Genomic DNA, 12,402 nt, shown 5'->3' on the forward strand with positions numbered 1-12,402 from the left:
GTGCTGAGGTGGACGAGCGCAAGCTCGCGGAGCTGTTCCGCGACGCGGCGGGCGGTGCGCCGCCGCCGTCGTTCGACGTGGGCAGCGTGCGGGCCGAGTCGGCGCGGGTGACCGCCCGGCGCCGGACGCAGGTCGCGCTCGGGTCCACCCTGGCCGTCGTGCTGCTGTTCGGCGGTGTCCTGGTGAGCGCGAACCTGGGCCGGTCCTCGAACGACATGGCGACCTCCGCGGGTTCCGCTCAGGACGCCCCGTCCCCTAACCTCACCGCCACGCCCTTCGTCCTGGAGGGGGGCGAGCCGCGGGCCGAGACCGACCAGCGCGGCGGGCTGCCGCCCAAGAGCATCCCCGACGACCCGTCTACGCAGGGGGACGGCACGTCGGGGACGACCGGTCGCGACGCGACCGGTGGCACCTCCGGGTGCCAGGAGGTGGACCGGGAGCTTGCCGTCGCCCTCGCCGACAAGCTCCCGGCCGCCGAAGGCCTCCAGCCCGCGCCCGCCGCCGCGCAGTGCCCGCCGGGGTCGCGCGGTGCGTCGTTCCTGGTCCGCGACGGGGCGATCGCCGGTGTGGTGTCGGTGGTGCTGGTGCCGAAGGGGGGGTCGACCGTGCCGTCCGCCGCGACCGCCGAGGCGTCGAGCCCGGCGAAGGCCGGTGTGCTGCACGTGCTGAGCGAGCCGGAGGCCGGGTCGGCGGTGGCGCCGTTCGCGGGTGAGCTGGCGAGCCTGGCGCGCGAGCTCGCCGCCCAGTTCTGAAAGCGGCTGGTCGGCCCGCGCCGGTGAAGTCGCCCCTGCCGACCCGGCACCCGGACAGGTCGGCGGCGTCGTTGGTCGCGAACCTGGCCGGTGGCGGGCACTAGTACCTTTCTCTGCGATGACTGCCGCAACGCCCAAGGGCGAGCGCCGTCGCCAGGCGCTGGTCGAAGCCGCCGCCGGCCTCCTGGTCGACGGCGGCTTCGACGCGGTCCGGCACCGCGCCGTCGCCGAACGCGCCGGCCTGCCGCTCGCGTCCACCACGTACTACTTCGACTCGCTGGACGAGCTGGTCACCGCCGCCCTGGAGTTCCACGGGCGCGCCGAGCTGGCCTACGGCAAGGCCCGCCTGGACGAGCTGGACCCCGAGGACTGCGGCGGCGAGGCGTTCATCGACCTCGTCCTGGACCTGCTGCTCGGCCCGCCCGCCGGCGAGCGGGACGCCGAAGCCGTCCTGCTGCGCTACGAACGGCTCGTGGCCACCGGCCGCCGCCCCTACCTGCGGCCGTTGATGCGCAAGCTCAGCGGCGAGCTGCACGGGCTGCTGCTGGACATCTTCACCCGCGCCGGCCAGCCCGTCGGGCAGGAACGCGTGGAGGAGCTGATCGCCCTGGTCGACGGCGCGGTGGTGAACGCCCTCATCGAGATCAGCCCCGACCCGCGCTCCGCCGCCCGCCGCATGCTCGCCAAAGCCATGCAGTCCCGCTGAAAATCCGGGACGGGTGCAACCTCTCCGGCCAACCGGTCGTGTAACTGGTGGGAGGGCCGGAAGGGGTACGGATGGGCAAGGCCGATGAGCAGGGCTTCCGCGAGTTCGCGGTGGGCCACGCCGCCGCGCTGCGGCGGACCGCCTACCTGTTCTGCGGCGACTGGCACACCGCGGAGGACCTGATGCAGGCCAGCCTCCTCAAGCTGTACCAGGCGTGGCACCGCGTCGAGTGGCGCGACAACCCCTCCGCGTACGCGCGCAAGGTCCTGCTGCGCACGTGGCTGGACGAGAAGCGCAGACCGTGGCGGCGCGCCGAGCAGCGCGACGGCGAGGTCCCCGACCGGGCCGACCTGTCCGCGGACCCCGACCTGGCCGAGGAGAAGCTGTGGGCGCGCGACCTGGTGCACGCGGCCCTGCTGCGCGTGCCGCCCCGGCAGCGGGCGGTGCTCGTGCTGCGGTACTTCGAGGACCTGCCGGTCAACGAGGTCGCGGTGGCGATGGGGTGCACCGAGGGGACGGTCAAGAGCCAGACGGCACGCGGGCTGGTCGCGCTGCGCGCGGCCGTGGAGCAACTGGAAGCGGGGGTGGTGGTGGCGTCATGAGCGAAGCGGAGCTGCGGGAGAGCCTGCGCGCGGCGGTCGCGGACGAACCGCCGCTGCACTTCGACCCCGACGCGCTGATCGCCCGTGCGGAGACCTTTCGCCGGCGTCGTCGGGCGCTGGTGGCGGTGGGTGTGGCGACTTTCGCGCTGATCGGGACGGTGCTCGCGCTGCCCGGCGTGCTCGCGCCACCGCGCGAGACCGTCGACGCGGCCCGCGTGCTGACCACCACGGCGGCCCCGTCGGCGACCCCTTCCGCGGAGAGCGTCCCGGTGACGTCCCCGGCCGCGGTGCCCCTCGAGGATCGCGTGAAGCGCCTGTCCGGCTACCTGGCCAAGCAGGTGGTCCAGGTCGTGCCGGGCGCGTTCGACGTCGAGGTCGACTTCTCCGACACCCGCAAGGTCTCCGCCGGCTACGTCACCGGGTACGTGCACCTGTCCGACAAGCGCGGCGTGACCAGCATCACCGTCGAGCTGTTCGGTCCCTCGGCCAGGGTGACCCGCGCCGCGTTCTGCGGGCCGGAGCGGTGCGACCTGTCGAAGCTCCAGCCGGACGGCAGCCACCTGGAGGTGGCGGCCCACGCCGGTGCGGACGGCGAGCCCGCGGCCACGGTCGTCGCCCACTTCCGCACCGACGGCTCGGTCGTCATGATCACCGGCCACCCCTACGACACCGCCCAGGACGGCGTCACCCCGCCGCCGGCCCCCGCGCTCGAGCAGCTGATCGCCCTGGCCACCGACCCGGTGCTCACCCTGACCGGCTGACCGGTGGGGCCGGGTCGGGCAACTATCCTGTGGCGGTGACGAGCAAGCCCAGGATCGCCAATGTCCTCGCAGGTCGCTACGCCTCCACCGAGCTGGCCACGCTGTGGTCCGCCGAGCACAAGATCGTGCTGGAACGGCAGCTGTGGCTGGCGGTGCTCAAGGCCCAGGCCGAGCTGGGCGTCGCCGTGCCCGCCGAGGCGGTGGCCGACTACGAGCGGGTCGTCGACCAGGTCGACCTGGCGTCGATCGCCGACCGCGAGCGGGTCACCCGGCACGACGTGAAGGCCCGGATCGAGGAGTTCAACGCCCTCGCCGGCCACGAGCACGTCCACAAGGGCATGACCTCCCGCGACCTGACCGAGAACGTCGAGCAGCTCCAGGTCCTGCGGTCGCTGGAGCACGTGCGCGGCAAGACCGCCGCCGTGCTGGCCCGCCTCGCCCGCCTCGCCGCCGAGCACGCGGACCTGGTGATGGCCGGCCGCTCGCACAACGTGGCCGCCCAGGCGACCACCCTCGGCAAGCGCTTCGCGACCACCGCCGACGAGCTGCTGGTGGCGTTCCGACGCCTGGACGAACTGGTCTCCCGCTACCCGCTGCGCGGCATCAAGGGCCCGGTCGGCACCGCCCAGGACATGCTGGACCTGCTCGGCGGCGACCACGACAAGCTCGCCGAGCTGGAGCGGGCGGTGGCCGGTCACCTGGGCTTCGAACGCGTGCTGACCAGCGTCGGCCAGGTCTACCCGCGGTCGCTGGACTTCGACGTCGTGTCGTGCCTGGTGCAGCTGGCCGCCGGCCCGTCGAGCCTGGCCAAGACCATCCGCCTGATGGCCGGCCACGAACTGGTGACCGAGGGCTTCAAGCCCGGCCAGGTCGGCTCCAGCGCGATGCCGCACAAGATGAACACCCGCTCGTGCGAGCGCGTGAACGGCTTCGCGGTCGTCCTGCGCGGCTACCTGTCCATGGTCGGCGAGCTGTCCGGCGACCAGTGGAACGAGGGCGACGTGTCGTGCTCGGTGGTCCGCCGCGTGGCCCTGCCGGACGCGTTCTTCGCCTTCGACGGCCTGCTGGAGACGTTCCTGACGGTGCTGGACGAGTTCGGCGCGTACCCGGCGGTGGTGGCCAACGAACTGGACCGCTACCTGCCCTTCCTGGCCACGACCAAGGTCCTGATGGCCGCCATCCGCAAGGGCGTCGGCCGCGAGACCGCGCACCAGGCCATCAAGGAGAACTCGGTGGCGGTGGCGTTGGCCATGCGCGAGCAGGGCGCCGGCAACGACCTGGTGGACCGGCTGGCCGCCGACGACCGGCTGCCGCTGGACCGGGACGAGCTGCAGGCCCTGCTGGACGACCGGCTGTCGTTCACCGGCGTCGCCGGGCAGCAGGTGGCCGCCGTGGTGGCGCAGGTCGAGGACGTGCTGGCGAAGTTCCCCGCCGCGGCCGGGTACGCCCCGGAGCCGATCCTCTAGGCCCTGGCCCAGTAGAGCTTGCCCCGCCGGGACCGCTCGCACACCAGCGGGCGGCCGGCGGGGTCGTTCGCCGTCGCGCCCTCCGTCTCGCACGGGAAGCCCAGCAGGGCCACGTCCTTGATCGGGGACTGGGTGGGCTCGGGCTGCGTCGGCTGCGGCGCGACCTGCGCCGGGGGTTGGGTGGCCTCCGCGGGCGGGGGCTCGGTGGTGTCGGCGAGGGTCGTGGTCGGCGTGGTCGGGGCCGGGCGGACCGAGATGGAGGCGTTCGCCGGCACCGGGACCGAGGTCGGGGACGCCGTGATGCTCGGCACCGGGACCGGCGTGGGCGACGCCTGGGGTTTGCCGCACGCCCCCAGGAGCAGCAGGCCCACGCCCACTGCCACCGGTGTCCAGACCGCCGTCCGCGCCATCACGGGTAGCAGGGTAGGGGGCACCCGTCCGATACCCAAGTGCCCCTCACCCCACCGGCCCGTCACCCGCCGTTCGACCGCTCACAACCGGCCGGCCTCGATGATCCGCCGCAGGAACTGCCGGGTCCGCTCGTGCACCGGCTCGCCCAGCACCTGTTCGGGCGGCCCGGACTCGACCAGGCGACCGCCGTCCAGGAAGCACACCCGGTCGGCGACCTGCCGCGCGAACCCCATCTCGTGGGTGGCCATCAGGATCGTCCGGCCCTGCGCGGCCAGCTCCCTGACCAGCGCCAACACCTCGCCGACCAGTTCGGGGTCCAGTGCGCTGGTGATCTCGTCGAGCAGCAGCAGCCGGGGCGAGTAGGCCAGCGCGCGGGCGATCGCGACCCGTTGCTGCTGCCCGCCGGACAACCGGTCCGGGTAGCTGGCCGCCTTGTCGGCCAGGCCCACCCGGTCCAGCAGCTCCAGCGCGGTCCGCTCCGCGTCACCCCGGGCCACGCGGTGCACCACGCGCGGCGCCAGGGTGATGTTGTCCAGCACGGTCATGTGCGGGAACAGGTTGAACGCCTGGAAGACGATGCCCATGCCCCGCCGGGCCACGTCCGCGTCCACCCGCGGGTCGGAGACGTCCACGCCGTCGAGCAGCACCTGGCCGTCGTCGAGCTCCTCCAGCAGGTTCACGCACCGCAGCAGGGTCGACTTGCCCGAACCGGACGACCCGATCAGCGCCACCACCTCGTGCTCGCGCACGTCGAGGTCGACGCCGTCGAGCACGGTGTTGGTCCCGTACCGCTTCACCAGCCCGCGCACGCTGAGCACCGCGGCGGTCATCGGCGGCCCTCCCGGCGTTCCGCGCGCCGCGCCATCGCGTCGGCGAACCGCGCCGACGGCACCGCCAGCAGCACGAACAGCAGGCCGGCCAGCACGTACGGGGTGAAGTTGAACGTCCGGGCCTGCTCGATCTGCGCCGCGCGCACCGCGTCCACCGCCCCCAGCACCGAGATCAACCCGCAGTCCTTCTGCAACGCCACGAAGTCGTTCAGCAACGCCGGCAGCACCCGCCGCACCGCCTGCGGCAGCACGACCAGCCGCAGCGTCCGGCGCGGACCCAGCCCCAACGACCGCGCCGCCGCCACCTGCGACGGATGGACCGATTCAATCCCCGCTCGGAACACCTCGGCCACGTACGCCGTGTAGGTCAGGACCAGCGCCGCGCCGCCCAGCACCACGTAGTCGTTGGGCACGCCGGTCAGCCGCAGCGCGGGCAGCCCGAAACCCACCAGGTACAGGGTGAGGATCAGCGGCATCCCGCGGAACAGGTCCACGTACGCCGTGGCCAGCGCCCGCACCGGGAACCACACCGGGCCCCGCAGGGTCCGCAGCGCCGCCACGCCCAGCGCGAGCACCAGGATCAGCACCCCGCACACCAGCAGCACGCGCAGGTTCAGCCACAGGCCCTCCAGCACCCCGGGCAGCGTGCGCCACGCCACCCCGACGTTGAAGAACGAGTCCCGGACCCGCGGCCACCCCGGCGCGCCGGTGACCGTGGCGTACGCGACCGCGGCGAACGCGACGGTGGACAGCAGGGCGACCACCGTGGACCGCCGCGCGCGGGAGCGCTTGTACGCCAAGCGCTCCCGCTGCAAGTCGGAGACGGTCACTTCAGCTCGGGTGCGTTGCCCGCCGACGACAGCCACTCCTGCTCCAGCTTCGCGAGGGTGCCCTTGGAGCGCAGGGACTCGACGGCGTTGGAGACGCAGCCGGTGAGCGGGCTGCCCTTGTCCAGCACGATGCCGAACTGCTCGGGCCGACCGTCGCCGCCGGGGACCTGGCCGACGATCTGGCCGTCGTCCAGCTCGGCGGAGGTGATGTAGAAGGCGGTCGGCAGGTCCACCACCAGCGCGTCGATCTGCCCGGCCCGCAGGGCGGCCTTGGCGTCGTCGTTGGTGTTGTAGACGGCCACGTCCTGCTCCGGCGACAGGCGCTTGGCCGCCTCGAACGACGTGGTTCCGACCTGGGCGCCGATCTTGACCTTCTTCACCTCGGCGAGCGTCTTCACCGACGCGGCCTTGGACGACTTCAGGGTGATCAGCACCTGGTCCACGTCGTAGTACGGCGCGGAGAAGTCGACCGCCTGCCGGCGCTCGTCGGTGATGGAGAACTCGTTGATGTCGGCGTCGTAGGACTTCTTGCCGGGCTGGATGGCCGCGTTGAACGGCACCCGCGTCCACACGACGTCGGTCTTGGCGTAGCCGAGCTCCTCCGCGACCGCGTAGGCGACGGCCGACTCGAAGCCCTTGCCGTTGGTGGGGTCGTCGTCGACGAACCACGGCTGGTAGACGGGCTGGTCGGTGCCGAAGGTGATCTTGCCCGGCGTCAGGGTGGCCAGCTTGTCCTTGGTGCAGGCGACGCCGTCGACCCGGGTCGGGGTGGGGGTGGCCTGGTCCGCGGGGGCGCAGGCGGCCGCGAGCAGGGCGGTCACGGCGAGTATCAGTGCGGGTGCACGCATGGCAGGAATCTTGCCGCAGGTGGGAAGGGCCGCCCATGACCTGGGACGAAGTAGGCTTCGGGCCGTGCCCAAGCTCGCTGACTACCGCCAGATCGCGGCCGGCAAGGTCCGCAGCATCCACGAGGTGGACGACAAGCTGCTGCTGCTCGTCGCCTCGGACCGGATCTCGGCCTACGACCACGTCCTGACCACGCCCATCCCGGACAAGGGCCGCGTGCTCACCGCGATGAGCGTGTTCTGGTTCGAGAAGTTCGCGGACCTGGTGCCCAACCACCTGGTGGCGTGGGACGACCCGCGCATCCCGGCGGAGGTCCGGGGGCGGGCGCTGCTGGTCAAGCGGCTGGACATGGTGCAGGTCGAGTGCGTGGCGCGCGGGTACCTGACCGGGTCGGGCATGGTCGAGTACCAGCAGAGCGGCGCGGTGTGCGGGGTCGAGCTGCCGCCGGGGCTGGTCGAGGCTTCGGAGCTCGCGGAGCCGATCTTCACGCCCGCGACCAAGGCCGAGATCGGGTCGCACGACGAGAACGTGTCGTTCGAGGTCGTGGTCGAGTCGGTGGGCCTGGACCTGGCCACGCGGCTGCGGACCGCCACCCTGGACGTGTACGCGGCGGCGCGGGAGTTCGCCCGGTCGCGCGGGGTGGTCCTGGCGGACACGAAGTTCGAGTTCGGGCTGGACGCGGACGGCACCCTGGTGCTGGGCGACGAGGTGCTGACGCCGGACTCGTCCCGCTACTGGCCGGCGGACGGGTACGAGCCCGGCCGCGTGCAGCCGTCGTTCGACAAGCAGTACGTGCGCGACTGGCTGACCTCGGCGGAGTCCGGCTGGGACCGGGCGACGGACACGCCGCCCCCGCCGCTGCCCGACCACGTGGTCGCGGCGACCCGCGCCCGGTACGTCGAGGCCTACGAGCGGATCACCGGGCTGTCGTTCGACGACTGGATCTCCTAGCAGGGATTTCGCGCGATCGGTCACCGCACGTCACCTCGACGTCAGGCGGGCGACACGCCGGTGCGGCGCACTGGTGGACATGGTCGCCACCCTCGTGGTTTCGCTGTCCGGCATCGGGCCGAGCACGTTGTCCCGGTGCGCCGACCTGGCCGACGAACTGGACCGGCGGCGGGTGCCGCTGTCCTTGCTCCTCGCGCCGCGCAAGGCCGTGCCCGGCGAGGCGCTGGACTGGGTGCGGGCGCGGGCGCGCGGGACGGACGCCCTGGTCCTGCACGGCTTCGACCACGACACCGACCCGTGCCGGCGTCCGGTGTCGCTGCGGCGGAGGGCGGAGTTCTCGGCCCTGCCCGCGCACGAGGCCGGGCTGCGCCTGGTCGCGGCCCGGTCCGCGCTGCACCGGCTGGGCCTGGCCACCGACGCCTTCGCCCCGCCGAGCTGGCTCGCGTCACCGGGCACGCTGGTCGCGCTGCGCCGGCACCGGTTCGCGGTGTGCGCGGACATGGCGGGCGTGCGCGACCTGCGCACCGGTGACGTGCGGGCGGGTCGGGTGCGGATGGTGACCGACCACTGGAGCTACCTGGCGGGCGTGGGGCGGGCGGCCCGGCGCGGTGGGTTCGTGCGGGTGGGCGTGGACGCCGCCGACCTGGACCGCCTGCGCGACCCCTTGCTGGAGGCCGTGGACATCGCCCTGCACCACGGTGCCGTTCCCGGGACCTACAGCTCGGCCGACTCGCCCCTCGGCAGCACCATGAACTCCGTGCCCTCGGGCGCGGTGGTCGACAGAACCCGGTAGTAGATCTCCGTCCGGGCCGCGATGGCCTCGTGGATCGGGATCGCGATGCGCGGGCCGACCTTCCCGAGGAAGTCGGCGGCCTCGGAGACCTTCATCCAGGGCGCGGCGGTCGGCACGGCGAGGATGTCCACCTTCTGCTCGGGCACGGTCAGCGAGTCGCCCGGGTGGTAGAACGCGCCGTGGTCGACCAGGTAGCCCACGTTGGTCGGCACCTCCACGGACGGGTGGACCTCCTCGTGCGGCGCGTCGAGGACGTGGACGTACGCGCCGGCGATGTCCAGCACGTCACCCGGTCGGGCGGGGGTGGCGCCGTCCAGCTCGTCGGCCGCGTAGAGGACCGCCTTCGGGTTGGCGGCGAGCAGGTCGGGCAGCCGGGCGGGGTCGAGGTGGTCGGGGTGGCGGTGCGTCACCAGGACCGCGTCCAGGTCCCTGACCTCCTCGAACCCGGTCGACCAGGCGCCGGGGTCGAACAGCAGGCGGGCGGTCCCGGTGTCGACCAGCACGCACGAGTGTCCGAAGTGGACGATTCGCATCCTTGAAAGCCTTCCGCGTGATTTACCGACGTTCGGCGGGGAGACACGTCCGAGTGATGTGAGGAGCATCACTTCGTGTAGTTGTCCCTGCGACACAACGTGAGGTGAACACAGTGCGGAGCACCCTGCGCCTCCTCGCTGCCGCCCTGCTCGTTGTACCCGTGCTGGCGGGAACCGCAACCGCCGCCACCGCGGAGCACTTCGAGCAGACCCAGAAGGTCGGCCAGGACGAGGTCGTCTCGACCGTCGTCGGCGGCCGGTCCTCCGAGACCACGATCTCGCGTCCCGGGTCGTGGTACCTCAAGGCCCACTTCAGCGCCCTGCGGCTGGTGGCGGGCGACGTCCTGACCGTCGCCAACCCCGCCGGCACCGAGTCCTACCGCTACACCGCCGACCCGCTCGCCTCCGGCACGGCGTCCGCCGACGCCACCGGGTTCTGGGCGATGTCGATCACCGGCGACCGCGCGGTCGTGGCGATCAAGGGCCGGGACGGCGGCGCGCCGCACCCGGCCTCCCGCGCCAAGCTCGACAAGATCACCCGCGGCTTCACCGACGCCGAGCTGGCTCGGGAAGCGGAGATCGCGCCGAAGAGCATCTGCGGCACCAACGACTACCGGGACGTCGCCTGCTACCAGACGTCCAACCCGACCGAGTTCGGCCGGACCAAGTCGGTCGCCAAGCTGCTGCGCAACGGCGGGTCGCTGTGCACGGCGTGGCGGGTCGGCCCCAACAACCGGATGCTGACCAACAACCACTGCTTCACCAGCGGCACCGGCATCGAGGTGTGGTTCAACTACCAGTGCCCGACGTGCGGCGGGACCACGTCCGCGACCGTCACCAAGGTGCTGGTGTCCTCGGTGCTCAAGACCAGCACGGCGTTGGACTACACGCTGTTCAGCGTCACCAACTTCACCACCATCAGCTCGTTCGGCTACCTGGAGCTGGACGCGCGCGTGCCGGCCGTGGGCGAGGAGATGTACGTCGTCGGCCACCCGGCGGGGAAGCTCAAGAAGCTGTCCCTGCGCGACGACCAGAACGGCGGCGGGTACTGCAAGGTGACCGCGGTCAAGGTCAACGGCGACTCGGCGCAGTCCGACATCGCCTACAAGTGCGACACCGAGGGCGGCTCGTCGGGTTCGCCGGTGCTGTCCCGGCAGACGCACAAGGTCATCGGCCTGCACCACTGGGGCGGGTGCCCGAACCAGGGCGTCCGGATCGACCTGATCGCGGCCCAGGTCAACCCACTGCTGTGAGCAGTTCGGCCTCCACGTCCGCGGTCAGCCCCGCGCGGCGCTGACGGTCCGATCCAAGGCCGCGCTCGTACTCCAACGAGTCGAGCGCGGTCTCGGCCGTGGGGCGCGGTTTGAGGCCCGCGGCCAGCGCCGGACCGGCGTCGCGGAACATCAGGGAGCGGTGCGAGCCCGGCAACCACAACGGCAGGCTCCGCGGCCCGGCCCAGGGCGCGATCCCGTGCTCTTCGAGGACCTTCTCGGGGATGCGCACCAGTTCCGTGCCGGGCGGGGCGGTGGCGCCGGCGATCTCGCCGAGCAGGAGGCTGAGCGGGTTCGAGGGGCCGATGGCGTCGAAGGTGCCCGTGGTGCCGTTCTCGGCGGAGTCCACGATCCAGGCGGCGAGGTCGCGGACGTCGACGTGCTGGGCGGGCTGGTCCGGCACGTCCGGCACCACCACCCGACCACCTTTGGCCAACCGGTTGGGCCAATACCCGAACCGGTCGCTGGTGTCCCCCGGACCCGTGATCAACCCGGCCCTCACGATGAACGCGTCCCGCACTTCCTTGATCGCGTTCTCACTGGCGACCTTCACACTGCCGTAGCGCTCGGGCGTCATCGGCGCGTCGGGGTCGTCCTCCAGCGGTGGCAGCGTCTCCACGCTGCCCGGCGTGGCGTGATCGGCATAAACGGAACAGGTGGACACAAACGTCCAGTGCCGACTTCGAATGGATCTGACGGCATCCCGCACCCAGGTCACACTGCGCGCCACGTCCACAACCGCGTCGAACACCTCGCCGGCCAACGCCCCCAGCCCGACGTTCCGGTCCACCGGCACGTGCACAGCCCCGTCCGGCACCACCCCAGACTCACCGCGAGCAGCACAAACAACCTCATACCCCCGCCGAACCCCTTCGGCCGCCACCGCCCGCCCGAGGAAGACCGTCCCACCCAGCACCAGGATCCGCATGATCCCCACCCTGCGACCCCCACGTCCCCGCCGCCAGCCGATCAGCCCACGGCGAACGCACCACCCGCACGAACACACGTTCGCCCGCAGTCCTCCAGACGGCGCAGCACCATGCCGATACCGAGGGCGTGACCGTGCACGCCTTCGTCGACGAATCCCGCCGCAACGACACGTACTACCTGGCCGCCGCCATCGTCCAACCAAGGGACCTGGCCCGGTTGAGGTCGCGGTTGCGCGGCCTGCTGCTCCCTGGCCAGCGCGAGTTGCACTTCTACCGGGAGAAGCCGGCTCGACGGCGGGAGATCGTCTCCCGGCTCGTGGAGTTCGGCGCGACGGTGCGGGTCTACGAGGCGAGTTGCCGCCGGAGCGAGGAGATCGCCCGTCGGGAGTGCCTGACCAGGGTGACCGACGACCTGGTGGACCTCGGGGCGCACCGACTCGTCCTGGACAGCCGCGAAATCCGTGACGAACTCGATCGAAGCACGATCAGCCGCGCGTTGGCGAAGCGACTGGAGTCCGGTGGGCTGGTCTACGAGCACATGAACAGCGCCGGCGACCCCCTGCTGTGGATCGCCGACATCGCGGTGTGGTGCCACGGCGCGGGCAGCGACTGGGCGCGCCGGGCGGCACCGCTGATCGGCGAGGTGGTCCGTCTGGACTGGCCCTGAACAGCGCGAAGCGCGGCCGCCGACCGTCCGGAGGGGGACCGCGCTCACTTCCTC

The 12,402-nt window shown here is 72.3% G+C and carries 15 protein-coding genes; 9 read left to right on the forward strand and 6 right to left on the reverse strand.

The features are described from left to right. Positions 1–8: 8 nt before the first annotated feature. The 5 genes from DFJ66_RS24930 (at position 9) to purB (ending at position 4,287) form a co-directional block, all read left to right on the forward strand. Positions 9–752: a hypothetical protein gene (locus DFJ66_RS24930; RefSeq protein WP_121224304.1), complete on the forward strand. Its 744-nt coding sequence runs from the start codon at positions 9–11 to the stop codon at positions 750–752. A gap of 118 nt (positions 753–870) precedes the next feature. After that, entirely contained in the window at positions 871–1,458 is a 588-nt protein-coding gene (locus DFJ66_RS24935) for a TetR/AcrR family transcriptional regulator (RefSeq protein WP_121224306.1), read from the forward strand. A 71-nt stretch (positions 1,459–1,529) separates the two neighbouring features. Beyond that, the gene (locus DFJ66_RS24940) at positions 1,530–2,060 is read left to right on the forward strand and encodes an RNA polymerase sigma factor (protein ID WP_121224308.1); all 531 of its coding nucleotides are present in this window, start codon (positions 1,530–1,532) and stop codon (positions 2,058–2,060) included. Beyond that, entirely contained in the window at positions 2,057–2,821 is a 765-nt protein-coding gene (locus tag DFJ66_RS24945; protein WP_121224311.1) for a hypothetical protein, read from the forward strand. The genes DFJ66_RS24940 and DFJ66_RS24945 overlap by 4 nt, the downstream gene beginning before the upstream one ends. A gap of 35 nt (positions 2,822–2,856) precedes the next feature. Then, complete coding sequence (purB, locus tag DFJ66_RS24950) at positions 2,857–4,287, forward strand: adenylosuccinate lyase (protein WP_121231705.1); 1,431 nt, start codon at positions 2,857–2,859, stop codon at positions 4,285–4,287. On the opposite strand, the gene DFJ66_RS24955 is transcribed toward purB, so the two are convergent. From DFJ66_RS24955 to DFJ66_RS24970, 4 genes are all read right to left on the reverse strand, one after another. After that, complete coding sequence (locus DFJ66_RS24955; protein ID WP_147459355.1) at positions 4,284–4,700, reverse strand: hypothetical protein; 417 nt, start codon at positions 4,698–4,700, stop codon at positions 4,284–4,286. The genes purB and DFJ66_RS24955 overlap by 4 nt on opposite strands. 78 nt (positions 4,701–4,778) lie before the next feature. After that, entirely contained in the window at positions 4,779–5,528 is a 750-nt protein-coding gene (locus tag DFJ66_RS24960; RefSeq protein WP_121224315.1) for an amino acid ABC transporter ATP-binding protein, read from the reverse strand. Then, complete coding sequence (locus tag DFJ66_RS24965; protein WP_121224317.1) at positions 5,525–6,358, reverse strand: amino acid ABC transporter permease; 834 nt, start codon at positions 6,356–6,358, stop codon at positions 5,525–5,527. The genes DFJ66_RS24960 and DFJ66_RS24965 overlap by 4 nt, the downstream gene beginning before the upstream one ends. After that, positions 6,355–7,206: an ABC transporter substrate-binding protein gene (locus DFJ66_RS24970; protein WP_121224319.1), complete on the reverse strand. Its 852-nt coding sequence runs from the start codon at positions 7,204–7,206 to the stop codon at positions 6,355–6,357. Before DFJ66_RS24970 ends, DFJ66_RS24965 begins: the two co-directional genes overlap by 4 nt. Before the next feature lie 64 nt (positions 7,207–7,270). On the opposite strand from DFJ66_RS24970, the gene DFJ66_RS24975 reads away from it, so the two are divergent. Next, positions 7,271–8,155: a phosphoribosylaminoimidazolesuccinocarboxamide synthase gene (locus DFJ66_RS24975; RefSeq protein ID WP_121224321.1), complete on the forward strand. Its 885-nt coding sequence runs from the start codon at positions 7,271–7,273 to the stop codon at positions 8,153–8,155. A 79-nt stretch (positions 8,156–8,234) separates the two neighbouring features. After that, positions 8,235–8,948 (forward strand): DUF2334 domain-containing protein, encoded by a 714-nt coding sequence (locus DFJ66_RS24980; protein WP_121231707.1) that lies wholly within the window; start codon positions 8,235–8,237, stop codon positions 8,946–8,948. Here the strand turns inward: DFJ66_RS24980 and DFJ66_RS24985 are convergent. Next, positions 8,870–9,481: an MBL fold metallo-hydrolase gene (locus DFJ66_RS24985; protein WP_121224323.1), complete on the reverse strand. Its 612-nt coding sequence runs from the start codon at positions 9,479–9,481 to the stop codon at positions 8,870–8,872. The two genes, DFJ66_RS24980 and DFJ66_RS24985, sit on opposite strands and share 79 nt — an antisense overlap. Before the next feature lie 113 nt (positions 9,482–9,594). Between DFJ66_RS24985 and DFJ66_RS24990 the strand changes: the two genes are divergently transcribed. Further along, on the forward strand, positions 9,595–10,734 hold the full coding sequence (locus DFJ66_RS24990; RefSeq protein ID WP_147459356.1) for a trypsin-like serine peptidase: 1,140 nt from the start codon (positions 9,595–9,597) through the stop codon (positions 10,732–10,734). Here the strand turns inward: DFJ66_RS24990 and DFJ66_RS24995 are convergent. Then, positions 10,718–11,680, reverse strand: a complete 963-nt coding sequence (locus DFJ66_RS24995) for an NAD-dependent epimerase/dehydratase family protein (protein WP_121231709.1) — start codon at positions 11,678–11,680, stop codon at positions 10,718–10,720. The genes DFJ66_RS24990 and DFJ66_RS24995 overlap by 17 nt on opposite strands. 128 nt (positions 11,681–11,808) lie before the next feature. Here DFJ66_RS24995 and DFJ66_RS25000 point away from each other — a divergent pair, with 128 nt between their 5' ends. Then, positions 11,809–12,348 carry a hypothetical protein gene (locus DFJ66_RS25000; protein WP_121224327.1) on the forward strand — a complete coding sequence of 180 codons (540 nt, stop codon included), beginning with the start codon at positions 11,809–11,811 and terminating at the stop codon, positions 12,346–12,348. Positions 12,349–12,402 lie beyond the last annotated feature (54 nt).

The sequence above is a fragment of the Saccharothrix variisporea genome (genome assembly GCF_003634995.1).
Taxonomy (GTDB): domain Bacteria; phylum Actinomycetota; class Actinomycetes; order Mycobacteriales; family Pseudonocardiaceae; genus Actinosynnema; species Actinosynnema variisporeum.

Coding starts and splice junctions, on each gene's coding strand:
- DFJ66_RS24940 (WP_121224308.1), top strand. CDS start 1,530: ATGGGCAAGGCCGATGAGCAGGGCTTCCGCGAGTTCGCGGTGGGCCAC.
- DFJ66_RS24970 (WP_121224319.1), bottom strand. CDS start 7,206: ATGCGTGCACCCGCACTGATACTCGCCGTGACCGCCCTGCTCGCGGCC.
- DFJ66_RS24980 (WP_121231707.1), top strand. CDS start 8,235: ATGGTCGCCACCCTCGTGGTTTCGCTGTCCGGCATCGGGCCGAGCACG.
- DFJ66_RS24945 (WP_121224311.1), top strand. CDS start 2,057: ATGAGCGAAGCGGAGCTGCGGGAGAGCCTGCGCGCGGCGGTCGCGGAC.
- DFJ66_RS24960 (WP_121224315.1), bottom strand. CDS start 5,528: ATGACCGCCGCGGTGCTCAGCGTGCGCGGGCTGGTGAAGCGGTACGGG.
- DFJ66_RS24935 (WP_121224306.1), top strand. CDS start 871: ATGACTGCCGCAACGCCCAAGGGCGAGCGCCGTCGCCAGGCGCTGGTC.
- DFJ66_RS24995 (WP_121231709.1), bottom strand. CDS start 11,680: ATGCGGATCCTGGTGCTGGGTGGGACGGTCTTCCTCGGGCGGGCGGTG.
- DFJ66_RS24985 (WP_121224323.1), bottom strand. CDS start 9,481: ATGCGAATCGTCCACTTCGGACACTCGTGCGTGCTGGTCGACACCGGG.